This window comes from uncultured Pseudomonas sp. (genome assembly GCF_913777995.1).
Lineage (GTDB): Bacteria > Pseudomonadota > Gammaproteobacteria > Pseudomonadales > Pseudomonadaceae > Aquipseudomonas.
In genome coordinates, this window is sequence record NZ_CAJYVE010000048.1 from 1 (window position 1) to 21,808 (window position 21,808).

Genomic DNA, 21,808 nt, shown 5'->3' on the forward strand with positions numbered 1-21,808 from the left:
TGGCCAGAAGCCAGGCGCTTCCTCGAATAGGCCTGATACATAGATGCAACCGGGCAGCAGTGTTTAAAGCAAAGCGTGTTGACAGTGTGGGGCGAGTCCATACATAGGAGCGGCTTTAGCCGCGAAAGCGCGAGGAAATTCACTGCATCTGTTGTGAACAGGCGGTCGCTTCGCGGCTGAAACCGCTCCTACCCGGTCTAACTGACCCCTATTGCGGCTAAAGCCGGTCTTACCCGGTGAAAGCGGCCACGTTGTCCTGTGTTACATCTCGTCGAGGCTGTAGCGGGTCAGGCAGAAGGTCGGTACCTGCTGGTCGTTGAGGCGTTGCGAGCCGCCCAGTTGCGGCAGGTCGATGATCGCTGCGGCCTCGTGGACCTTGGCGCCCATGCGGCGGATCAGGTTGACGGCGGCGAGCAGGGTGCCGCCGGTGGCGATCAGGTCATCGAACAGCACCACGCTGTCGCCGTCGCACAGGCTGTCGGCGTGCACTTCCAGGAACGCCTGGCCGTACTCGGTCTGGTAACCCTCGGCCAGCACGTCGGCCGGCAGCTTGCCCTGCTTGCGGAACAGCACCAGCGGCTTGTTCAGTTCGTAGGCGACCACCGAACCGATCAGGAAGCCCCGGGCGTCCATTACGCCGATGTGGTTGAAGTCGGCTTCGATATAGCGCTGCACGAACTGGTCGACGACCTGGCGCGTGGCCTTGGGCGACTGGAACAGTGGGGTGATGTCACGGAACACCACGCCAGGCTTGGGGAAGTCCACCACGGGGCGGATCAGGGATTTGATAAGGGAATCGTCGAAAGTCATGCGTACTGTCCGGTGCAAGAGTGCCCGGTAGTATAGGGGCTGTCGGGGCTCGACCGCGACCGTCGATGCACCCGGCAGCCTGGCTGCACGCTCAGCTTTCCATCGCGCCACCGGCCAGCGCGCACAGCTGGATCGGGTCGAGAATGTGGATTTCCTTGCCTTCGGCGGCGATCAGCTGGTTCTGCTGGAAGCGCGTGAACACCCGCGAAACGGTTTCCACCGCCAGGCCCAGATGGTTGCCGATCTCGTTGCGCGACATGCTCAGGCGGAAATGATTGGCCGAGAACCCCCGGGCGCGGAAGCGGGCCGAGAGGTTGACCAGGAAGGTGGCGATGCGTTCGTCGGCGGTCTTCTTCGACAGCAGCAGCATCATCTGCTGGTCGTCGCGAATCTCGCGGCTCATCACCCGCATCAGCTGGCGACGCAGCTGCGGCAACTGCACCGACAGTTCATCGAGGCGTTCGAAGGGAATCTCGCATACCGATGTGGTCTCCAGCGCCTGGGCCGAGACCGGATAGGCTTCGGCGTCCATGCCGGACATGCCCACCAGCTCGCTGGGCAGGTGGAAGCCGGTGAGCTGCTCGGCACCGCCGTCGCTGATGCTGAAGGTCTTCAGCGCGCCGGAGCGCACGGCATAGACCGACTCGAAGGTATCGCCCTGGCGGAACAGGAATTCGCCCTTTTTCAGCGGGCGGCCGCGCTTGACGATCTGGTCGAGCGCGTCCATGTCCTCCAGGTTGAGGGAGAGGGGCAGGCAAAGCGGGGCGAGACTGCAGTCCTTGCAATGAGCCTGGTTGTGAGCACGCATTTTGACTGGCTCAGACATCACTGGATTCCTTGTGGGATAAGCACACATAGGACGTAAGGTTAACTCACTCGGGGCGGCTTGAGCCAGCCGCGCGGCGCTTGCCAGGGTTCTCATGGGCTTCATATGACTCGTGAAAAGCGTTGGCTGTTCTGCGGGTTGAGGTAGGCGTCGAACAGCATGCACACCCCGCGCACCAGCAGGCGCCCGGCGGGCAGCACGCGGATCCCGTGCGCGTCCAGGGCGATCAGGCCATCACTGGCCATGGCGTGCAGGGGCGCTTGGAGGTCCCGGAAGTAATGCGCGAAATCGATGCCGAACGCCTGCTCGATGCGGGTGAAATCCAGCTCGAAATGGCAGATCAGCTGCTGGATGACTGCCCGGCGGATACGGTCGTCGTCATTGCACAGCAGGCCGCGCTTGGTGGCCAGCTGGTCGCTGCCCAGCAGGCTCTGATAGTCGTTGAGATCGCTGCTGTTCTGGCAGTACAGGTCGCCGATCTGGCTGATTGCCGAGACCCCCAGGCCGAGCAGGTCGCAATGCCCATGCGTGGTGTAGCCCTGGAAGTTGCGTTGCAGCGTGCCTTCTTCCTGGGCAATGGCCAGTTCGTCGTCGGGCAGGGCGAAGTGGTCCATGCCGATGTAGCGGTAGCCGGCGCCGGTCAGTTGCTCGATGGTGCGTTCGAGCATCTGCAGTTTCTGCTCCGGGCGCGGCAAGGCCTGGGTGTCGATGCGCCGCTGCGGCATGAAGCGTTCGGGCAGGTGCGCATAGTTGAACACCGACAGACGGTCGGGCTGCAGGGCGATGATTTCCTCCACCGTGCGGGCGAAGCCCTCGGGGGTTTGCAACGGCAGGCCGTAGATCAGGTCGATGTTCACCGAGCGGAACTGCAGGGTACGCGCCGCTTCGACGATAGCGCGGGTCTGCTCCAGGCTCTGCAGGCGGTTGACCGCACGCTGCACAGCCGGATCGAGGTCCTGCACGCCGAGGCTGACCCGGTTGAAGCCCAGTTCGCGGAGCAGGCCCATGGACGACCAGTCGGCCTCGCGCGGGTCGATCTCGATGCCGTAGTCGCCGGAGTCGTCGTCCAGCAGATTGAAGTGCGTACGCAGCTGGGCCATCAGTTGACGCAGCTCGCCATGATTGAGGAAGGTCGGCGTGCCGCCGCCCAGATGCAGTTGCTCTACCACCTGGTCTGGCGCGAGGTGGCAGGCCAGCATCTTGATTTCATGTTCCAGGCGTTGCAGGTAGGCCTGAGCGCGGCTGCGGTCCTTGGTGACCACTTTGTTGCACGCGCAGTAGTAGCAGATGTTGGCGCAGAACGGGATGTGCGCGTACAGCGACAGTGGGCGCGAGGCCTTGCGACTTTCACGCAGGGCGTGCAGCAGGTCGAAGGCGCCGACCTGGGTATTGAACTGCACGGCGGTGGGGTAGGAGGTGTAACGCGGTCCTGCCAGATCGTAGCGACGGATCAGGTCAGAATCCCAACGAATGGCGTCGAGCATGCGGGCATTCCCCTGGTTAGGCTGGCGATGCCCGAGTCTAGGCGAGCCACTTGCCAGGCCTGTTGATATGCATCAAGGGTTTGCCAAAGGGGTCATCGTTCAGTGACCCATCAACAGGCGCTGGTGCGGACCCGGCAGGCTCCAGATGCCGAAGGCGATGACCAGCAGGCCCCCGGCAGTACGCAGCCCGCGACGGCGCAGCAGGGCCCGGGTACGTTCGGCGGCCAGGCCGGCGGCGAGCAGCACCGGCCAGGTGCCCAGGCCGAAGGCCAGCATCAGCGTCGCGCTGGTCAGCGCATTGCCCTGCAAGGCTGCCCACAGCAGCACGCTGTACACCAGCCCGCATGGCAGCCAGCCCCACAGGGCACCGACCAAGGCCGCGCGGGGCACGCTGTTCATCGGCAGCAGGCGGCGGGCCACAGGTTGCAGGTGGCGCCACAGGCCGCGGCCGAGGCGTTCGATGTAAGTCAGCCCGTGCCACCAGCCGGCCAGGTACAGGCCCATGGCGATCAACAGCAGCGCAGCGATGACCCGCAGTATCAGGGCACCCGGCCCGTTGGCCACGGCGTGGCCGAGCAGGCCGGTGAGCAGCCCGGCCACCGCGTAGCTGGCAACCCGCCCGAGGTTGTAGGCCAGCAGCAGGCGCCAGCGGCGCTGGCGCTCGGGGACCGCCAGGGTCAGGGCGCCCATCAGCCCGCCGCACATGCCGATGCAGTGACCGCCGCCTAGCACGCCGAACAGCAGCGCCGTGCCGAGCAGGCCGAGCAGCTCAGTCATGCCGCTCACGCGACTGCGCCGCAGCCTTGTGGGCCGGGTCTTCGTCGTCGAACAGGATGCTGTGTGCCGGGCTGTCCAGGTCGTCGTACTGGCCGCTGTCCACGGCCCAGAAGAACACCCGGATGGCGACGCCGACCAGCAGCAGGGCGGCGGGGATCATGATGTAGAGCGCAGGCATGCGGACTCCGGGGTCATCGGCAGAGGGGGTGTGACACGGCTCAGGCGCAGGGCATTGAGCACTACGATCAGCGAACTGAGCGACATGCCGATGGCCGCCCACATCGGCGTCACCCAGCCGAGGGCGGCGAACGGCAACACCAGGCCATTGTACAGCCCGGCCCACAGCAGGTTCTGGCGGATCACCCGGCGTGTGCGGCGTGCCAGCTCGAAGGCTTGCACCAGAGTGCCCAGGCGGTTGCACAGCAGCACGGCGTCGGCGCTGGTCTTGGCCAGGTCGGTGGCCGAACCCATGGCCACGCTGATGTCGGCGGCAGCCAGCACCGGCACGTCATTGATGCCGTCACCGAGCATCAGCACCTTGCGTCCCTCGCGGTGCAGGCCGTGCAGGACCTGCAGCTTGTCGTCGGGGCGCAGGCCGCCACGCGCGTCGTCGATACCCAGCTGCGCCGCCACCTGGGTGACCATCGGTGAGCTGTCGCCGGACAGCAGCAGGGTCCGCCAGCCGCGTGCGCGGCAGGCCTGGAGCAGATCAGGGGCGTCGTCGCGCAGGCGGTCGTCCAGCACCAGCCAGGCCAGCGCCCCCTGCTGGTTACCCAGCAGCAGCCACTGGCCGGAATCTTCGGGCACCGTCAGCGGCGTCGTGCCGCTCAGGGCGCAGACGAACGCCGGCTGGCCGATGCGCAGGCACTGCCCGTCTACCACGCCTTGCAGACCCAGGCCGGCATGCACCTGCAGGGCTTCGGCCACCTGCGTGCTGGCGCCGAAGGCGCGGGCGATCGGGTGTTGCGTGCGGTTTTCCAACGCAGCAGCGAGGCTCAGGCAGGTTTCGCCGTCCAGCTCCGCCAGGGGCAGCACCCGGCGCAATTGCAGGCGACCTTCGGTGAGGGTGCCGGTCTTGTCGAACACCACCGTGTCGACCTGCTCCAAGGCTTCGAGCACGTGCCCGCGGGTCAGCAGCAGGCCCAGGCGATGCAGGCTGCCGGTGGCTGCGGTCAGCGCCGTCGGAGTGGCCAGCGACAGGGCGCAGGGGCAGGTGGCGATGAGCATGGCCAGGACGATCCAGAAGGCCCGCGAGGAATCCAGTTGCCACCACAGGGCACCGACTGCCACGCAGGCCAGCAGCGAGCCCAGCAGGAACCACTGTGCCGCACGGTCGGCCAGGCGCGCCAGGCGCGGCTTGTCGGTCTGCGCGCGTTCGAGCAGGCGCACGATGGCCGACAGCCGCGTGTCCTGGCCCAGGGCCTGGACCTCCACGCTGAGCGGACTGTCGACGTTCAGGGTGCCGGCGGTGACCCGGTCGCCCGGCTGGCGTGGCTGCGGCAGGTATTCGCCGGTAAGCAGTGATTCGTCGAGGCTGGACAGCCCCTCGACGATACGCCCGTCGGCCGGCACCAGCGCACCGGGCAGCACCAGCACCCGGTCGCCCAGGCGCAGTTCGCTGAGTAGCACGCGTTGCTGTTGGCCCTGGGCGTCCAGCCGCAGGCAGGACGGCGGCAGCAGTCGCACCAGCTGCGTGGTGGCTGCAGCGGTGCGTTGTCGGGCGCGGCGTTCCAGGTAGCGGCCACTGAGCAGGAACAGGGCGAACATGCCCACCGCATCGAAATACAGCTCGCCCTGGCCGCTGATTGCGCTCCACACCCCAGCGCCATAGGCGGCGCCGATGGCCAGCGACACCGAGACGTCCATGCTCAGCTGATGATTGCGCAGGTCGCGGGCCGCGCCCTTGAACAGCGGGGCGCAGCTGTAGAAGACGATCGGCGTGGTGAGGAACATCGCTGCCCAGCGCAGGATGCTGTGCATCTCGGGGCTGAGGTCGATGTTGAATTCCGGCCAGGTGGCCATGGTCGCCATCATCGCCTGGAACCACAGCAGCCCGGCCACCCCCAGGCGGCGCAAGGCCTGGCGGTTGTCTGCGGCCAGGCGCTCGCTGGCCTGGTCGGGCTGCCAGGGGTGGGCCAGGTAGCCGAGTTCGCGCAGCCCCTGCAGCAGCTCGCTCAGCGGGCGCTGCGCGGTGTCCCAACGCAGCTGCAGGCGGTGGCTGGTGAGGTTCAGGCGGGCCTCGCTGACCCCCGGTACCGCCAGCAGGTAGCGCTCGATCAGCCAGCCACAGGCGGCGCACGTGATGCCTTCGACCAGCAGCGTCGCTTCGCAGGCCTGACCGTCCTGGCGCCCGAAGCCCTGTCGCACGTCGGGTCGGTCGTACAGGCGCAGCTCATCGGGCGGCGGTGTCGGCAGTTCCTGAGGGTTGCCGGCCGCCGTGCTGCGATGCCGGTAGTAAGCGTCCAGTCCACCGCTGACGATGGCTTCGGCCACCGCCTGGCAACCGGGGCAGCAGAAGGCGCGGGGTTCGCCCAGCACTTGGGCGATGAAGGGGCTGCCGGGTGGAACGGGCAGGGCGCAGTGATAGCAGGTCGCTGGATGCACGGCTGAAGGGGCGGGCCGAGGCGTAGTCAAGGCGCGGCCTGCAGCGGCTCGTCGCCCAGCACCAGGGTGCGGCCCGGACGCACGAATTCTTCTTCGAACAGGCGCCAGGTGCCGGCCTGTGCCTGGCCCAGCAGTTCGACGAAGCGCCGGCCATCGACCCGGTCATCGAGCTGGCCGATGTAGCGTCCGGCTTCGCCGGGGCTGCGCCGCAGCAGGACGTGGCGGTCCTTGTCCGGCTGGGTCGGCGACAGCAGGTTGAGTTGCAGGGTGTCGGGCAGGCTGTCACCTGCCAGGCGCAGTTCGGCTTCGCCGGTCAGCTCGTCGAGGTTCAGGCTGGCGCGCAGCTTCAGGGCCAGGGCCAGCTGTTCGCGGTCCAGCGAGCGGTTGATGCCCTTGCCGGCCTCGTAATAGTTGTCGCTGACCAGGTTGACCGGATGCTGCACGGCGATCACCACCATGGTCAGGCTGAGGGTCACCGAACAGCCCAGCAGGCCGATGATGAACCACGGCCAGCGGTGCCGGTACCAGGGGGCGGCGCTTGTGTTCAAGAGAATCTCCTAACGGACCTGCGGACCGATGAAGCGGCTTTTCGCGACAACCCGGTTATCGCTGTCGTCGATGTCTTGCAAGGTGAAGGTCACCTCATTGCTGCTCGATGGCATCTGTTCGGCAGCGCTGGACAGCTGCACCGCCAGGCTCAGGCTGTCGCCGGCCGCCACGCGGATCTCGCGCTGACCCTGCAGGCGCAGGTCGGGCAAGCCTGCAGCCTGCAACAGGTAGGTGTGCGGGTGCTGGTCCTTGTTGAGGATCTTCAGGCTGTAGACGTTCTCGATCCGCCCTTCGGCGTTCTCACGATAAAGCATGCGGTCCTTGGCGACATCCAGGCCGGTCAACGGGCGCATGGCGAAAGCGCTGGCCAGCAGGCCGAGCATGCTCAGCAGCACCAGCGCGTAGCCGATCAGTCGTGGCCGCAAGGTACGGGTCTGCTGGCCGGAAAGGTTGTGTTCGGTGGTGTAGCTGACCAGTCCGCGCGGGTAGCCCATCTTGTCCATCACCGTGTCGCAGGCGTCGATGCACGCCGCGCAGCCGATGCAGGCGATCTGCAGGCCGTCGCGGATGTCGATGCCGGTGGGGCAGACCTGCACGCACAGCGTGCAGTCGATGCACTCGCCTAGACCCTGGCTCTTGAAGTCTGCCTGACGACGCCTTGGGCCGCGTGGTTCGCCGCGACGCGGGTCGTAGGAGACGATCAGCGTGTCCTTGTCGAACATCACACTCTGGAAGCGCGAATAGGGACACATGTGCACGCATACCTGTTCGCGCAGCCAGCCGGCGTTGCCGTAGGTGGCCAGGGTGAAGAAGCCGACCCAGAAATACGCCCAGCCGTCGGCCTGGCCGGTGAACAGCTCGATGCACAGTTCGCGAATCGGCGCGAAGTAGCCGACGAAGGTCAGCCCGGTGACAAAGCCGATCAGCAGCCACAGGCCGTGTTTGGCACTCTTGCGCAGCAGCTTGCTGGCGCTGGCCGGCGCCTTGTCGAGCTTGATGCGCTGGTTGCGGTCGCCTTCGGTGAGCTTCTCGCACCACATGAACATCCAGGTCCAGACGCTTTGCGGGCAGGTGTAGCCGCACCACACGCGACCGGCGTAGACCGTGATGAAGAACAGCCCGAAAGCGGCGACGATGAGAATGCCCGAAAGCAGGATGAAATCCTGCGGCCAGAAGGTAGAGCCGAAGATGTAGAACTTGCGTTCCGGCAGGTTCCACCACACCGCCTGGCGGCCGTTCCAGCTCAGCCATACGGTGCCGAAGTAGATCAGCATCAGCAGTGCGCCACCGGCCATCCGCAGGTTGCGGAAGAAACCGCTGAAGGCGCGGGTGTGGATCTTTTCCCGGGCGGCGTAGAGGTCGATGCCGTCGCTGTTCGGGGCGGGCGGCGGGGTGATGTCTTGTAGCGGTATCCGATGACTCATCGCAACGTCCCACGGCAGTAGCAGAGTGCCCGGTTCAGGCCGGGACGGGGGGTGCTTCCTTGTACCTCGATGATACCCCCGCACCTTTCTGCCACCCTGCGACACTTGGTCGCCTTTGCGGGCCGGGAGGGCCTGTGCGACTGATCTGGATCAACGGACGGCTCGATAGCCCGGCGGCTCCTAGGGTCATGGCGGCGTGGGGCTGCTGACTGCTTGCGCAGGGGGTGCCGGCGTCGGGGCGGGCGGCTGCGACAGGCTGTAGATGTAGGCCGCCAGAATGTGCACGCGGTCGTCGCCCTGGCTGGCCTGCTGGGCTGGCATCTGCCCCTGGCGGCCCTGGCGGATGCTCTGTTGCACCTGGTCGAAGCGCGTGCCGTAGATGTATGCGCCCGGCTGGGTCAGGTCGGGCGCGCCGAGCAGTGGGTTGCCCTGGCGCTGCGGGCCGTGGCAGGCGATGCAGGTGGTGGCGTAGAGTTTCTCCCCGGCCTGCGGGTCGGCCTGGGCGTCGGCGGGCAGCTCACGGCCCATGCCGGCCAGTACATAGGCGGCCACGTCCCTGACGCCCTGTTCGCCGAGTACGGCGCCCCAGGCCGGCATCACCGCCTGACGGCCGTTGAGGATGCTGGTCTTGATCGACTGCGGGTCGCCGCCCCAGCGCCAGTACGCGTCGGTGAGGTTTGGGAAGCCATAGGCGCCCTTGGCGTCCGAGCCGTGGCACACCGCACAGTTGGCGGCGAACAGCCGGGCGCCGATCTGCAAGGCTTGCGGCTCTTTGGCCACCTGTTCCAGCGGCATGCTGGCGAAGCGTGCAAAGATCGGCCCGTAGCGCGCTTCGGCCTGAGCCATTTCCTTTTCCCACTCGTGCACGCCACTCCAGCCGCGCTGGCCGTCGGCGAAACGCACCTGGCGCTCGCTGTCCAACCAATCATAGCCGGGCAGCAGGCCACGCCAGTTGCCCAGCCCCGGATAGAGCAGCAGGTACAGCACGGCGAACACCAGGGTGGCGATGAACAGCCAGAACCACCAGCGCGGCAGCGGATTGTCGTATTCCTCGATGCCGTCGAAGCTGTGCTTGAGGGTTTCCTCGCCTGGCTTCTGGCGCTCGCCCTTGCGGGTGGCCAGCAGCAGCCAGAGCAGCCCGGCCAGGGTGCCGAGGGTCAGCAGGCTGACGAACAGGCTCCAGGCGCCGCTCATGCGTCGGGCTTCCGGCGCTGTGCATCCAGGCTTTCTGGCTCGTCGGCGAACGGCAGGCGGCTGGCTTCATCGAAGTCTTTCTGGCGCCTGGGGCTGAACACCCACAGGGCCAGGCCGACGAAGGCCAGCAACACCAGCAGGGTGCCCAGGCCACGCAGGGTTCCGATGTCCATCGGCTTCACCTCTTGCTCTTGATCTGCACGCCCAGCCCCTGCAGGTAGGCGACCAGCGCGTCCAGTTCGGTCTTGCCCTGTACCGCCGCGCTGGCGCCGGCGATGTCTGCATCGCTGTAGGGCACGCCGAGGCTGCGCAGCGCCTGCATCTTCTTCGGCGTCTGGCTGGCGTCGACGGTCTTGTGGGCGAGGAAGGGGTAGGCGGGCATCTTCGATTCCGGCACCACGTCACGGGGGTTGATCAGGTGGATGCGATGCCAGGCGTCCGAGTAGCGCCCGCCGATGCGCGCCAGGTCCGGGCCGGTGCGCTTGGAACCCCACAGGAAGGGGTGGTCCCAGACGCTTTCGCCGGCCACTGAATAGTGGCCGTAGCGCTCGGTTTCGGCGCGGAACGGGCGGATCATCTGCGAGTGGCAGCCCACGCAGCCGTTGGCGATGTATACGTCGCGGCCTTCGAGCTGCAGGGCCGTGTAGGGCTTCATGCCTTCGACCGGGGTGTTCACCGTGTCCTGGAAGAACAGCGGCACGATCTGCGTCAGGCCACCGATACTCACGGCCAGGACCATCAGCAGGGCCAGCAGGCCAACGTGCTTCTCGACCTTCTCGTGCTTCATGGGCGGGCTCCCGCCAGCGGAATGCGCGCCGCGTCATCCGCGGCTTGCGGGTCGCCGCCACGGATGGTCTGCCAGGTGTTCCAGGCCATCAGCAGCATGCCGCTGGCGAACAGCGCGCCGCCGAGCATGCGCACCACGTAGCCGGGGTGGCTGGCCACCACCGATTCAACGAAGGAAAAGGTCAGGGTGCCGTCGGCATTCACCGCCCGCCACATCAGGCCCTGGGTGATGCCGTTGACCCACATGGCGGCGATGTACAGCACGGTGCCGATGGTCGCCAGCCAGAAGTGCGCGTGGATCAGGCCGATGCTGTGCATCGCCGGGCGCCCGAACAGCCGCGGAAGCATGTGGTAGGTGGCGCCGATGGTAATCATCGCCACCCAGCCCAAAGCGCCGGCATGCACATGGCCGATGGTCCAGTCGGTGTAGTGCGACAGGGCGTTGACCGTCTTGATCGCCATCATCGGCCCTTCGAAGGTCGACATGCCGTAGAAGGCCAGCGACAGCACCAGAAAGCGCAGGACCGGGTCGCTGCGCAACTTATGCCAGGCGCCGGAGAGGGTCATCATGCCGTTGATCATGCCGCCCCAGCTGGGCACCAGCAGAATGATCGACATCACCATGCCCAGCGACTGCGCCCAATCGGGCAGGGCGGTGTAATGCAGGTGGTGGGGGCCGGCCCAGATGTACAGGGTAATCAGCGCCCAGAAGTGCACGATCGACAGCCGGTACGAGTACACCGGGCGTTCGGCCTGCTTGGGCACGAAGTAATACATGATGCCGAGAAAGCCGGTGGTGAGGAAAAAGCCCACCGCGTTGTGGCCGTACCACCACTGGATCATCGCGTCGGTAGCCCCGGCGTAGATCGAGTACGACTTGGTCAGGCTCACCGGCACAGCCAGGTGGTTGACCACGTGCAGCATCAGGGTGACGAGGATGAAGGCGCCGTAGAACCAGTTGGCGACATAGATATGCGGCGTGCGCCGCCGCGCCAGGGTGCCAAAGAACACCCAGGCGTAGGCCACCCAGACGATGGCCAGGAGGATCGCGATGGGCCACTCCAGTTCGGCATATTCCTTGGTGGTGGTGTAGCCCAGTGGCAGGCTGACCAGCGCGCCGAGGATCACCGCCTGCCAGCCCCAGAAGGTGAAGGCCGCCAGGCGGTCGCTGAGCAGGCGCACCTGGCAGGTGCGTTGCACCACGTAATAGGAGGTGCCGAACAGCGCGCAGCCACCGAAGGCAAAGATCACCAGGTTGGTGTGCAGTGGTCGCAGGCGCCCGAAGGTGGTCCATTCCAGACCGAAGTTCAGTTCCGGCCAGACCAGCTGCGCGGCGATGAACACTCCGACGAACATGCCCACGATGCCCCAGACCACCGTCATCACGGCGAACTGGCGCACCACTTTGTAGTTGTAGGCAGCCGGAGAGATTGCGGTACTCATTGCCGGGGTCGAGGCTCCTGGGGGCATACGGCGGGGCCTGCAAACGAGGCGGTCGTGTACTGGACGAGTGGAAAGCGCAAAGATTCAACGCCGCGCAGCTTAATGCCTGGCACCGGCCGAGGGAAGCAGCAGGCTAGACGGCGTCTGTTGGCAGCCTGGCGGTTGTTCGTAGGGGAGCGCTTTACTTGCAGCGAAGGTCGGTGCAATGACTTGAGCCGCCATACCGTTCGGTTAGACCGGTAGCCGCGGCCACTCGTTTTGCAGGCAAAAAAACGCCCCCCAAGCGGGAGGCGTAAATCCATGCGTCGCAGAACTACATGCTACCGGGCAGCGGCCTGTACCGGCGCGGCGACCGCGGGGGAGGCGGTCGGCCGTGACAGGCTGTACACATACGCGGCCAGCAACTGCACCTTGTCATTGCCCAGCAGATTGGCCTGAGCAGGCATATGACCCTGGCGCCCCAGACGAATGGTCTGTTGCAGCTGTGCCAGGCTGGTGCCGTAGATGAAACCACCCGGTTGTGTGAGGTCCGGGGCACCCATCAGAGAAATGCCCTGGCCCGTCGCACCGTGACAGGCTACGCAGGTGCTGCTGAACGCTTGCTGTCCGGCGGCCAGATCCGCCTGGGTGCCTTCCGGCAGTGGCAGGCCGGCCAGCGACTGGCGCACGTAGGCGGCGACATTCTTCACGCCTTCCTCACCCAGTACCGGGCCCCAGGCTGGCATCGCCGCCACACGTCCGCCCATGATGCTGGCCTTGATGGTCTCCGGGCTGCCGCCCCAGCGCCAGTGGTCGTCGGTGAGGTTGGGAAAGCCGAAGGCGCCCTTGGCATCCGCGCCATGGCACACGGCGCAGTTGGAGGCGAACAGCCGGCCCCCCATGCGCAGCGCCTGCGGGTCCTGCGCCACTGCTTCGATGGGCATGGCTGCGTAGCGGGCGAAGATCGGCCCGAAGCGGGCGTCGGCCTGCTGCATCTCCTTCTGCCACTCGGCGTCGCTGGTCCAGCCGTCCTGGTAGCCGGGCAGCACGCCTTTCCAGTTACCCAGGCCGGGGTAGAGCACCAGGTACACCAGGGAGAACACCAGGGTGGCGACGAACAGCAGGAACCACCAGCGTGGCAGCGGATTGTCGTACTCCTCGATGCCATCGAAGCTGTGCCCCAGGGTCTGGTCCTGGCTGCCGCCCGGCTGGCTGCGACGGGTGCCGAACAGCAGCCAGGCCAGCCCGGCCAGGCTGCCCAGGGTCAGCACGCTGATATAGATACTCCAGAAGGTGCTCATGGCTGCTCGCTCCGCTCGGCAGGTTGGTCGGGGTCATTGGCTGGCAGGGGTTCGTCGGCGAACGGCGCCATGCGTGCCTGGGCGAAGTCTTCGTTGCGGCGGCTGCTGGACACCCACAGCGAAAGGCCGATGAAGGCGATGGCGACGATCAGGGTGCCGAGCCCGCGCAGGTCTGCGATGTCCATGCGTTACCTCTTGCTCTTGATGGCGGTGCCCAGCACCTGCAGATAGGCGACCAGCGCGTCCATTTCGGTCTTGCCCTTGAGGCTCGCCACCGCACCGTCGATGTCGGCGTCGCTGTAGGGCACGCCGAGGGTGCGCATGGCCTTGAGCTTGGCGACGGTGTCGCGGCTGTCCAGCGGGGTTTCCACCAGCCAGGGGTAGGCGGGCATCTTCGACTCCGGCACCACGTTGCGCGGGTTGTACAGGTGCGTGCGGTGCCAGTCGTCCGAGTAGCGTCCGCCGACCCGCGCCAGGTCCGGGCCGGTGCGCTTGGAGCCCCACAGGAAGGGGTGGTCCCAGACGCTTTCGCCGGCCACCGAATAGTGGCCGTAGCGCTCGGTCTCGGCGCGGAACGGGCGGATCATCTGCGAGTGGCAGCCTACGCAGCCTTCGCGGATGTAGATGTCGCGGCCTTCGAGCTGCAGGGCGGTGTAGGGCTTCATGCCTTCGACCGGGGTATTCACCGTGTCCTGGAAGAACAGCGGCACGATCTGCGTCAGGCCGCCGACGCTCACCGCCAGCACCATCAGGAGCATCAGCAGGGTGACATTCTTTTCGATCACTTCATGTCTCATGGCGCTCTCCTCAAGCCATCTGCGCGGCGGACTGGACTTGCGCCGGCTCGGCGGCGCGCACGGTGCGCCAGGTGTTCCAGGCCATCAGCAGCATGCCGGTGAAGAACACTGCACCACCGACCAGGCGCACGATGAAGCCTGGGTGGCTGGCCACCAGGGTCTCGACGAAGGAATAGGTGAGCGTGCCGTCGTCGTTGATCGCTCGCCACATCAGGCCCTGGGCGATGCCGTTGACCCACATCGAGGCGATGTAGAGCACGGTGCCGATGGTCGCCAGCCAGAAGTGCGCATTGATCAGGCCGATGCTGTGCATCGCCGGGCGGCCGAACAGGCGCGGGATCATGTGGTACACCGCGCCGATGGAAATCATCGCCACCCAGCCCAAAGCGCCGGCATGCACATGGCCGATGGTCCAGTCGGTGTAATGCGACAGGGCGTTGACCGTCTTGATCGCCATCATCGGCCCTTCGAAGGTCGACATGCCGTAGAAGGCCAGCGACAGCACCAGAAAGCGCAGGATCGGGTCGCTGCGCAACTTATGCCAGGCACCGGAGAGGGTCATCATGCCGTTGATCATGCCGCCCCAGCTCGGCGCCAGCAGCACCAGCGACATGATCATGCCCAGCGACTGCGCCCAGTCGGGCAGGGCGGTGTAATGCAGGTGGTGGGGGCCGGCCCAGATGTACAGGGTGATCAGCGCCCAGAAGTGCACGATCGACAGCCGGTACGAGTACACCGGGCGTTCGGCCTGCTTGGGCACGAAGTAATACATCATGCCCAGAAAGCCTGCGGTGAGGAAAAAGCCCACCGCGTTATGCCCGTACCACCACTGCACCATGGCGTCGGTGGCACCGGCGTAGATCGAGTACGACTTGGTCAGGCTGACCGGCAGTTCCAGGTTGTTGACCACATGCAGCATGGCCACGGTGAGGATGAAGGCACCGAAGAACCAGTTGCCCACATAGATGTGCTTGGTCTTGCGCGTCGCCAGGGTGCCGAAGAACACCACCGCATAGGCCACCCAGACGATGGTGATAAGGATATCGATAGGCCATTCCAGCTCGGCGTATTCCTTCGATGAGGTGTAGCCCAGCGGCAGGCTGATGGCCGCCAGCACGATCACCAGTTGCCAGCCCCAGAACGTGAAGGCCGCCAGGCGTGGCATGAACAGCGGGGTCTGGCAGGTGCGCTGCACCGAGTAGTAGGAGCTGGCGAACAGCGCGCAGCCGCCGAAGGCGAAGATCACTGCGTTGGTGTGCAGCGGGCGCAGGCGGCCGAAGCTGGTCCAGGGCAGGTCGAAATTGAGTTGTGGCCAGACCAGTTGCGCGGCCAGAAAAACCCCTAGCCCCATCCCGACAATCCCCCAGACCACCGTCATAATGGCGAACTGGCGGACCACCTGATAGTGATAGGCGGTGCTGTGTGTTGTATTCATTTTGGGCTGTATCCCTTTCAGCGTGGTCGGAGCCTGCACCCCCAAGGGTCGAAAGGCGTCGGCGGACTCATCAGAAGCGAGGCAAGCATGGTTAATGGGCTAAATGCCTGTATTGACAGGGATCAATGGGCCGGGCACGCCCGTGAGCAGGGCTGGCTGTGGACGCCGGGCCAGCTCGACGCGCCGGGCGAGGCACCGACCCTGCTCCTTGCGCATGGTGCAGGGGCACCGATGGACAGCGATTTCATGAACGAAATGGCGGCGTTCCTGGGCCAACAAGGGGTGAACGTGCTGCGATTCGAGTTCCCCTACATGGCTCAGCGGCGCACCGGCGGCGGCAAGCGACCGCCCAATCCGCAAGGGCAGTTGCTCGACCATTGGCGCGACCTGTTCGCCCAGGTGCGACCCCATGTCGCTGGGCGCCTGGCGGTCGGCGGCAAGTCCATGGGCGGGCGTATGGCCAGCCTGCTGGTCGACGAGCTACAGGCCGATGCCCTGGTGTGCCTGGGCTATCCCTTCTATGCGGCGGGCAAGCCGGACAAGCCACGGGTGGCGCACCTGGCCGACCTGCGCACGCCGACGCTGATCGTCCAGGGCGAGCGCGATGCCCTGGGCAACCGTGAGACGGTGCAAGGCTATGCGCTGTCCAGTGCCATCGAGCTGCAATGGCTGGCGGCTGCCGACCACGACCTCAAGCCCCTCAAGGCTTCGGGCCATACCCATGAGGGGCACCTGCGCGCCGCGGCGCAGCGCGTCGCGGCGTTTCTGCACGGCTGAATCAGCCCGGCCAGAGATCGAAGCGGCCCTCGCTGACCTGAAAGCCCATGGCCGAAATGCCGAACTCGAAGCACCCCTGCAGGCATCGGCGTCGCGCGTCGGCGGCCAGCAGGGTCAGCACACCGCTTTGCAGGTGCTGCGAGTGGTAGAGGGTGCCGCGCCCATGGGGCGTGTCGTGGTAGACCACGCGGATCTGCGGGTGGCCGACCAGTTCGTGGCGCCCCAGCGGCAGGTCAGGGTCGAAGTACAGGCCGATGCCGGCGCGCTTGCGACCGACCCTGCCGCTGGCGATCACCTTCCATTGCCAGTGACGACTGGGGCCACGCAGTTCCGGGCGCAGGCTCAGGCCGCCGGCCACGCTACTGACCTGCAGCGCACGGCCATTGATCACAGCCTGGAACGCAAGGCGCTGTCCGGTGATAAATGGCTTCATGGCGCTTGCGTCAGAACCGGCGGACATAGCGAACCTGATCGGTGCGAGGGCGCTACGAGAAGGCTGCCTGTCGGCAGCCTTCTTATATTCAGCGCAACGCTACGCCCAGTGCGCCATGGCTCTCCTTGAGTTTATCCTCGGCACCGCTGACCAGGTTCTTGGTGTAGTACCAGTTCCAGCCGATCACCATTTGTATGTCCGAAGACCAGTACATGCCGTTGCCCATCGGCCAGCGGCTGCCATAGGCTGCGTGCAGCTCACGCAGCTCCTGTAGATTGGGCATGCGTCCGCCTCGGCTGGCCGCAGCTGCCGACAGGTTTTTGTAGCTGCCGCTGCCTACGCCCATGCAGTGGATGACGCCGGTGACCGTGACCTCGTAGCTCAGGCTCTGGCCCAGGCTGTCGCTGACGGTGATATGCGTCCTGCCTTTGCCGCGCACGCTGACCAAACCATGGGTATCCACCTTGGCCACAGTGGGCTGGCTACTGCTGTAGCGGTAGGGCGGCTGCCCACCAGTGGGCACGCGTTTGATCGTGGTGCCCGCCGGAAAAGTGGGTAACAGGTCGGGATGGCCGGGGATCAGATAGACCTTGCCGGCCAGGGTGACCGGGCGGGTATCCAGGCTCAGCTCGCTGCGAATGGTCAACGGCAAGGGCAAGGACGCTACGGCGTTGCCGCCGCGCGTTACACGGTAATCCAGCGCGGCACTACGCCCTTCACTGGCGACGACGACCGCCTTGGGCAAGTTGAACACCAGCTCGGGGTGGCCGCCGGCGATCTGCTCGGCAGTGTCGTGAGCTGTGGCACCACGCCAGCGGACCTGTACCCGGTCGCCGCTGCTCATGCCGGGATAGCGTACGCGTACCGTAGCGCCCGAAGCCGGAATCCGCGACACGAGCACCACGCCGTCGGGTCCGACTTCGTCCATGCTGGGGGCAGGCAAGGTGCCCAGGTTTTCGAGGATCGCGAGCAGCAGTGTCTCGGAGGTCTGCACTTGGCCGTTGGCGCGCTCCACGCGGTAACTGATGGCGACTTGTTCGCCGACATTGGCGTTCACCAAGGCGGCGGCAAACAGCATCTCCAGAACTTTGCCGACATCGGCTTCGGTCAGAGTCTTCTCTTTCTGGTCGCTGCCTTTGGGGCCCTGCCAGGTCACGGTGACGCGGTCGGCGCTGCGCAGGTCGGCGCTGGCCGCGATCTGTACCGTGGCACCCTGGCCGGCGTTGGCCGGATCGAGGCGGTCGCCCTCGGCTTCTTTCACCGTCGGGCGCGGCAGCGGAGCCGCCACGTCCTGGCGGATGCTGATATGAGTATGCAGCGAAACGAAGGTGCGCCCGCCGCGCAGCACCTCGTACCAGACATCGACACCGGCATCCAGGTTGGCGGTCACGAAGTTCTTCGGTACGCGGAAGATCACCGTTTTGTTCACCGTGCCGCTGTTGAGCACCGTGTAAGTGCCGTAGGTGCCGCCAGGACGGTCGCCCTGCCAATGCAGCGTGACCCGGTCGCCGATGGCCATGGCCGGATAGGGCTGGATGCGCACTACGGCTTCCAGGACCAGATCGTCGGGGTCCAGTACGCCTTGCGCGTCCACCTGATCCACTTGCGGTGCTGGCAGCGGGCGGCTGGCGTCGACATCGACGGTCAGATGCAGGGTCGGCGACTTGAAGAAGTCACGCTCGAAGGTGGTGATGGTGTAGTACAGCTCCACCGCGCCACCGGCCAGCGGGGCGAGCTTGTCATCGGGAATCAGGAATTCCAGGGCCTGGCCCACATCGTCCTGATTGAGGTTCTTGGTTTCCTGATGCAGCAGGGTCATGCCGTCGCCGGTGCGGCCCATCCATACCAGGGTCACATCCTGGCCGTCAGCCATGAACGAATAGGCCGGCACCTGGGCGATGAGATTGTGCAGGGTCGGGTCGAGCACGCCATCCACTGCAGCGGGCACCCGTGGCAAGGCCAGCTCCCGGGCCTGGCCGAGTATGCTCAGCGACAGGCTCTTGGAGCGCAGGCTCTCACCCGAGGCCTTGTTCACCCTGTACCTGAAGCGCGCCCGGCCCTGGGCGATGGGTTGGAACTGCGCGTTGGGAATCAGGAACTCGAAGAAGCTGGCCGGTGCCTGGATGACCTGTTCCAGCACATAGGGTTGCAAGGGCAGCCCATCGGCGTTGTTGCGCTCGACGATGAATTGCAGCGTGTCACCGATGGCGATTTGCGGGTGCGTCAGCACCAGCGCCTGGACGTCGGCACCGGCCAGCTTGTCGAGGTCCAGTTCCATCTGCGGTGCCTGGGGTGCGATGGGCGCGGGCAGGGTGGCGTTGCCGGCCTCCACTTCGACGTAGGTCGGCGGCGAGAAGCGTGACCAGTTGTGTACGACGTCGCGGATGTCGTAGCGCACCACGATCATGTCCGAATCACCGGCCTCGATGACCACCTCGCGGGGTATGGCGACCACCACCGGATGGCCGATCTGGCCGGCCAGCAACGGCTCGCTCCTGATCAGCAGGCCGTGCCAGTAGATGCTCAGCTGGTCGCCGACGCTCATGTTGTCCCAGGGGCGCACGGTGACCGAGACACCGTCGGGGGTGGTAATGACACCGGGTGGGGCCACGTCGGGCGCCGTGAGTCGTTCGTTTTCGTAGGGGCTTTCCGGGTCTGGATCGCGGCCGCCGGGAATCGACAGTTTGACGGTGACCTCCCGGGTCGGCGAAAGCTCGGGGGTTGCCGACGGGTAGGGGGTGTAGGTGTAGCGCACCGTCGTGACGCCAGGCTCGATCCAGCGCGTGTCGACATACAGCGAAAAGATGCCGTTGGTGTCCGGGGCGTCCGGGGAATGTGTGTAGCTGGCCACCGGTTCCGGTCTGGCGCCCCAGTACAGGTCAATGCGGTCGCGCTGGCTGAGGTCGATGGGGCCGACCAGCACTTCCAGGGGTTTGCTCGGGTCGGCGACATCCACATCGCCGATGCCGTGGGGGTAGTGGCTGAGCACCAGCGGCGCAGTCAGGGGTTGTTTGGCGCGTGAAGCGTTCATTGTCTTGGTCCATCCATGAATCTGAAGAGGAGGGCGAGGCGGCGGCCTCGCCCCGTGGAGTCAGATGCCGCAGCTGCCGGCGACGCGCATGTCCACCAGCACGCTGGCACGACGCGAATTGCCCTGGCCTTGCGCGCTGCGCACGGCGAAGGTCGCCTCGGCATGGCCGTAGCAGTGCTGGTTGAGGATCGTGCGCGGCACCAGGAAGTGGTAACCGCCGTCGACTTCTGCCTGGGTCAGCGCTGCAGAGGTGTGCACCCACTCGAACTTCTTGGTGCCGCCCACCAGGCTGTCGTAGGCCTCGTAGGTGAAGACGATCACCTGGCCTTCGGCGATGTTGATGTAGGGTTCGATGTACACCGGGGCACCGTGGGCGCCGTTGGTCACGTTGATCGCGCCGTTCTCGTTGAGGTCGGTGAACAGCGGCGCGATCGGGCCGTCGGGGCCGCCGGGCAGCTCGTCCTTGGAGCGCACCACGATCGATTGCTCTTCGGAGATAGAGATATTCGGATTACCCACCATCGATACGCTGTAGTACACGCGGATGTCACTGCCGGTGCCCACCGGTACGAACAGGCTGTTCAGCGCGGTCAGCAGCAGCGGCCGGCCCGCCACCACGTCGGAGTTGGTGATGGTGTAGGGCTGCTGCAGCACCGCCTGGCCGCCCCAGTACACCTCGATGACCTGGGACGCCTTGAAGTTGGGGTTCCAGTCAATGATCACCGTGGCATTGAGCTCGAAGTCGTTCTCATCGATGAAATTGTCTTCGTTGCTCGGCGTGCCGCTGCCGCCGCGCACCGTCGGCTTGGCCGGGGTTTGCGGGACGGGACGTTCGATCTGCACTCGGGTTTGCAGGTCGATGGACACACCGACCACCTGGCCGCTGCGCAGCACCTCGTACTTCAGTACGCGCAGGCCGTCGCCGGCCGCCTCGATCACCGGCATGGCAACGTCGAAGATCAGCACGAAAGGCTTGCCCAGGTCATCGGGGTCGATGGCCGCCGGGCCCAGCTTCTGATTGCCCCAGTACAGCTGGATCTGGTCACCGGCCTCGAGCAGTGCGGAGGTCGGAATCTTGACCTCCACCCCTGCAGCGGCGTCGGCGTAGTCGATCAGGCCGTCGTCGCCCTCGATCACCGGCGCCGGCAGGTCCGGGGTGATTTCGGTGAGAAACAGCGGGATGGTGACCCGGCGCGATTCCACCGAAACGTTGCCAGCGCGGTCGGTCACCGTGTAGTAGGTGGCGCCGGCCGGGTTCGGCAGGCTGGTCAGGAAGTCCTTGGTAAAACCGACTTCCAGCGGCGTGTCTTCATCTTCATCGCCATTCAGGGTGAGCGTCGGGCCAGCCACGCCGCCCCAGTAGGTGTTGATCACGTCGCCACGGTTCAGCCCCGAGTAACCGAAGATTCTGCCCGGCAGCACATCGCCCATGGCGCTGAGTTCTTCCAGGGTCAGGCCATCCTTGGCTTCGTCGGGGAAGTCCATGTAGCCCAGCTGGTGCGAGCCGGGTGCGGTGCGGTCGACGATGAGAGTGATGGGGCGGGAAAGGGTTGGGTTACCCCCTGGATCGCTGAGGGTCTGGTATTGCAGGCTGTAGGCGCCGTCTTCCAGCAGGTGTGTGGCGACCGGGATGCGCAGTTCCAGCTGGGTGCCGATGGGCGGGACCGGGTTCAGAACGCTCGGTTCGCCCACCGCAACGTTGTTGAGGATCAGCCAGTACTTGTCATTCAGTGCCGGCAGGTCCCAGAGCGGAAAGTTGACGACGATATCGTTCTGCAAGTCCACGGTCCTGATCAGACCGTCTTCAGGATCGGCAATCGGCACCAGCGGCGGATCGTATTCCTCGTTCTGATCGGCTTGTGGACGATGCGCGTGGTAAAGCTCCATGGTGTTTTTCATGGCATTCGATTCCTTCGAAAAGTTGTTCGATAAGTGCAGCGATTAATGTGCGTTAAGTACGCAGAGCAGAATCGGTAGCGGCAGGAGCATTGTCGAGCCACTGGAAATCACATAATCGGAGGTGTTGAGGACTGTCAATAGTTAACGTCTTGTTGAAGTATCGAAACTTTCAGGCTGAGTTTTATTTGTATAAGACGTTGTAGGAAGTTGCAGGGTGTTCTTTCAGAAGTGCCTGACAGCAAAGGTAAATGTAGGACGC

At 65.5% G+C, this 21,808-nt stretch carries 20 protein-coding genes; 1 reads left to right on the forward strand and 19 read right to left on the reverse strand.

The window, feature by feature from the left end:
- Window positions 1-261: 261 nt before the first annotated feature.
- From QZ497_RS19675 to ccoN (QZ497_RS19750), 16 genes are all read right to left on the reverse strand, one after another.
- Complete coding sequence (locus QZ497_RS19675; RefSeq protein ID WP_295478374.1) at window positions 262-810, reverse strand: adenine phosphoribosyltransferase; 549 nt, start codon at window positions 808-810, stop codon at window positions 262-264.
- A gap of 91 nt (window positions 811-901) precedes the next feature.
- Window positions 902-1,636, reverse strand: coding sequence for a fumarate/nitrate reduction transcriptional regulator Fnr (gene fnr / locus QZ497_RS19680; RefSeq protein WP_295478377.1), 735 nt, complete (start codon window positions 1,634-1,636; stop codon window positions 902-904).
- Window positions 1,637-1,737: 101 nt separating this feature from the next.
- The gene (hemN, locus tag QZ497_RS19685) at window positions 1,738-3,120 is read right to left on the reverse strand and encodes an oxygen-independent coproporphyrinogen III oxidase (protein ID WP_295478380.1); all 1,383 of its coding nucleotides are present in this window, start codon (window positions 3,118-3,120) and stop codon (window positions 1,738-1,740) included.
- Window positions 3,121-3,219: 99 nt separating this feature from the next.
- Entirely contained in the window at window positions 3,220-3,897 is a 678-nt protein-coding gene (locus tag QZ497_RS19690; protein WP_295478383.1) for a sulfite exporter TauE/SafE family protein, read from the reverse strand.
- Window positions 3,890-4,075, reverse strand: a complete 186-nt coding sequence (gene ccoS, locus QZ497_RS19695; protein ID WP_295478385.1) for a cbb3-type cytochrome oxidase assembly protein CcoS — start codon at window positions 4,073-4,075, stop codon at window positions 3,890-3,892. Before ccoS ends, QZ497_RS19690 begins: the two co-directional genes overlap by 8 nt.
- The gene (locus QZ497_RS19700; protein WP_295478437.1) at window positions 4,054-6,501 is read right to left on the reverse strand and encodes a heavy metal translocating P-type ATPase; all 2,448 of its coding nucleotides are present in this window, start codon (window positions 6,499-6,501) and stop codon (window positions 4,054-4,056) included. Before QZ497_RS19700 ends, ccoS begins: the two co-directional genes overlap by 22 nt.
- Window positions 6,502-6,527: 26 nt before the next feature.
- Complete coding sequence (locus QZ497_RS19705) at window positions 6,528-7,055, reverse strand: FixH family protein (RefSeq protein WP_295478439.1); 528 nt, start codon at window positions 7,053-7,055, stop codon at window positions 6,528-6,530.
- Window positions 7,056-7,058: 3 nt separating this feature from the next.
- Window positions 7,059-8,474, reverse strand: a complete 1,416-nt coding sequence (gene ccoG / locus QZ497_RS19710; protein WP_295478388.1) for a cytochrome c oxidase accessory protein CcoG — start codon at window positions 8,472-8,474, stop codon at window positions 7,059-7,061.
- 186 nt (window positions 8,475-8,660) lie between these two features.
- Window positions 8,661-9,668 (reverse strand): cytochrome-c oxidase, cbb3-type subunit III, encoded by a 1,008-nt coding sequence (ccoP, locus tag QZ497_RS19715; protein WP_295478391.1) that lies wholly within the window; start codon window positions 9,666-9,668, stop codon window positions 8,661-8,663.
- Window positions 9,665-9,841 carry a cbb3-type cytochrome c oxidase subunit 3 gene (locus QZ497_RS19720; RefSeq protein WP_295478394.1) on the reverse strand — a complete coding sequence of 59 codons (177 nt, stop codon included), beginning with the start codon at window positions 9,839-9,841 and terminating at the stop codon, window positions 9,665-9,667. The genes ccoP (QZ497_RS19715) and QZ497_RS19720 overlap by 4 nt, the downstream gene beginning before the upstream one ends.
- Window positions 9,842-9,846: 5 nt before the next feature.
- Window positions 9,847-10,455 carry a cytochrome-c oxidase, cbb3-type subunit II gene (ccoO, locus tag QZ497_RS19725; protein WP_295478397.1) on the reverse strand — a complete coding sequence of 203 codons (609 nt, stop codon included), beginning with the start codon at window positions 10,453-10,455 and terminating at the stop codon, window positions 9,847-9,849.
- Window positions 10,452-11,897 carry a cytochrome-c oxidase, cbb3-type subunit I gene (gene ccoN, locus QZ497_RS19730; protein ID WP_295478402.1) on the reverse strand — a complete coding sequence of 482 codons (1,446 nt, stop codon included), beginning with the start codon at window positions 11,895-11,897 and terminating at the stop codon, window positions 10,452-10,454. The genes ccoO (QZ497_RS19725) and ccoN (QZ497_RS19730) overlap by 4 nt, the downstream gene beginning before the upstream one ends.
- Window positions 11,898-12,217: 320 nt before the next feature.
- Window positions 12,218-13,177 (reverse strand): cytochrome-c oxidase, cbb3-type subunit III, encoded by a 960-nt coding sequence (ccoP, locus tag QZ497_RS19735; protein ID WP_295478405.1) that lies wholly within the window; start codon window positions 13,175-13,177, stop codon window positions 12,218-12,220.
- Window positions 13,174-13,362, reverse strand: a complete 189-nt coding sequence (locus QZ497_RS19740) for a CcoQ/FixQ family Cbb3-type cytochrome c oxidase assembly chaperone (protein WP_295478408.1) — start codon at window positions 13,360-13,362, stop codon at window positions 13,174-13,176. Before QZ497_RS19740 ends, ccoP (QZ497_RS19735) begins: the two co-directional genes overlap by 4 nt.
- A 3-nt stretch (window positions 13,363-13,365) precedes the next feature.
- Complete coding sequence (ccoO, locus tag QZ497_RS19745; protein ID WP_295478411.1) at window positions 13,366-13,974, reverse strand: cytochrome-c oxidase, cbb3-type subunit II; 609 nt, start codon at window positions 13,972-13,974, stop codon at window positions 13,366-13,368.
- A 10-nt stretch (window positions 13,975-13,984) separates the two neighbouring features.
- Window positions 13,985-15,409, reverse strand: coding sequence for a cytochrome-c oxidase, cbb3-type subunit I (gene ccoN, locus QZ497_RS19750; RefSeq protein WP_295478414.1), 1,425 nt, complete (start codon window positions 15,407-15,409; stop codon window positions 13,985-13,987).
- A gap of 87 nt (window positions 15,410-15,496) precedes the next feature.
- Between ccoN (QZ497_RS19750) and QZ497_RS19755 the strand changes: the two genes are divergently transcribed.
- On the forward strand, window positions 15,497-16,186 hold the full coding sequence (locus QZ497_RS19755) for an alpha/beta family hydrolase (RefSeq protein ID WP_295478417.1): 690 nt from the start codon (window positions 15,497-15,499) through the stop codon (window positions 16,184-16,186).
- Window position 16,187: 1 nt separating this feature from the next.
- Here the strand turns inward: QZ497_RS19755 and QZ497_RS19760 are convergent, their stop codons facing one another.
- From QZ497_RS19760 to QZ497_RS19770, 3 genes are all read right to left on the reverse strand, one after another.
- On the reverse strand, window positions 16,188-16,619 hold the full coding sequence (locus QZ497_RS19760; protein WP_295478420.1) for a hypothetical protein: 432 nt from the start codon (window positions 16,617-16,619) through the stop codon (window positions 16,188-16,190).
- Between the two features lie 88 nt (window positions 16,620-16,707).
- Entirely contained in the window at window positions 16,708-19,650 is a 2,943-nt protein-coding gene (locus tag QZ497_RS19765; RefSeq protein WP_295478421.1) for a hypothetical protein, read from the reverse strand.
- A 60-nt stretch (window positions 19,651-19,710) separates the two neighbouring features.
- A complete protein-coding gene (locus QZ497_RS19770; protein WP_295478424.1) occupies window positions 19,711-21,549 on the reverse strand; it encodes a hypothetical protein in 1,839 nt (612 codons plus the stop codon).
- Window positions 21,550-21,808: the final 259 nt, after the last annotated feature.

What these genes read in the sequence shown, in the direction of transcription:
- QZ497_RS19675 (WP_295478374.1), bottom strand. Translation starts at nt 810, where the DNA reads ATGACTTTCGACGATTCCCTTATCAAATCCCTGATCCGCCCCGTGGTG.
- fnr (WP_295478377.1), bottom strand. Translation starts at nt 1,636, where the DNA reads ATGTCTGAGCCAGTCAAAATGCGTGCTCACAACCAGGCTCATTGCAAG.
- hemN (WP_295478380.1), bottom strand. Translation starts at nt 3,120, where the DNA reads ATGCTCGACGCCATTCGTTGGGATTCTGACCTGATCCGTCGCTACGAT.
- QZ497_RS19690 (WP_295478383.1), bottom strand. Translation starts at nt 3,897, where the DNA reads ATGACTGAGCTGCTCGGCCTGCTCGGCACGGCGCTGCTGTTCGGCGTG.
- ccoS (WP_295478385.1), bottom strand. Translation starts at nt 4,075, where the DNA reads ATGCCTGCGCTCTACATCATGATCCCCGCCGCCCTGCTGCTGGTCGGC.
- ccoG (WP_295478388.1), bottom strand. Translation starts at nt 8,474, where the DNA reads ATGAGTCATCGGATACCGCTACAAGACATCACCCCGCCGCCCGCCCCG.
- ccoP (WP_295478391.1), bottom strand. Translation starts at nt 9,668, where the DNA reads ATGAGCGGCGCCTGGAGCCTGTTCGTCAGCCTGCTGACCCTCGGCACC.
- QZ497_RS19720 (WP_295478394.1), bottom strand. Translation starts at nt 9,841, where the DNA reads ATGGACATCGGAACCCTGCGTGGCCTGGGCACCCTGCTGGTGTTGCTG.
- ccoO (WP_295478397.1), bottom strand. Translation starts at nt 10,455, where the DNA reads ATGAAGCACGAGAAGGTCGAGAAGCACGTTGGCCTGCTGGCCCTGCTG.
- ccoN (WP_295478402.1), bottom strand. Translation starts at nt 11,897, where the DNA reads ATGAGTACCGCAATCTCTCCGGCTGCCTACAACTACAAAGTGGTGCGC.
- ccoP (WP_295478405.1), bottom strand. Translation starts at nt 13,177, where the DNA reads ATGAGCACCTTCTGGAGTATCTATATCAGCGTGCTGACCCTGGGCAGC.
- QZ497_RS19740 (WP_295478408.1), bottom strand. Translation starts at nt 13,362, where the DNA reads ATGGACATCGCAGACCTGCGCGGGCTCGGCACCCTGATCGTCGCCATC.
- ccoO (WP_295478411.1), bottom strand. Translation starts at nt 13,974, where the DNA reads ATGAGACATGAAGTGATCGAAAAGAATGTCACCCTGCTGATGCTCCTG.
- ccoN (WP_295478414.1), bottom strand. Translation starts at nt 15,409, where the DNA reads ATGAATACAACACACAGCACCGCCTATCACTATCAGGTGGTCCGCCAG.
- QZ497_RS19755 (WP_295478417.1), top strand. Translation starts at nt 15,497, where the DNA reads ATGGTTAATGGGCTAAATGCCTGTATTGACAGGGATCAATGGGCCGGG.
- QZ497_RS19760 (WP_295478420.1), bottom strand. Translation starts at nt 16,619, where the DNA reads ATGAAGCCATTTATCACCGGACAGCGCCTTGCGTTCCAGGCTGTGATC.
- QZ497_RS19765 (WP_295478421.1), bottom strand. Translation starts at nt 19,650, where the DNA reads ATGAACGCTTCACGCGCCAAACAACCCCTGACTGCGCCGCTGGTGCTC.
- QZ497_RS19770 (WP_295478424.1), bottom strand. Translation starts at nt 21,549, where the DNA reads ATGAAAAACACCATGGAGCTTTACCACGCGCATCGTCCACAAGCCGAT.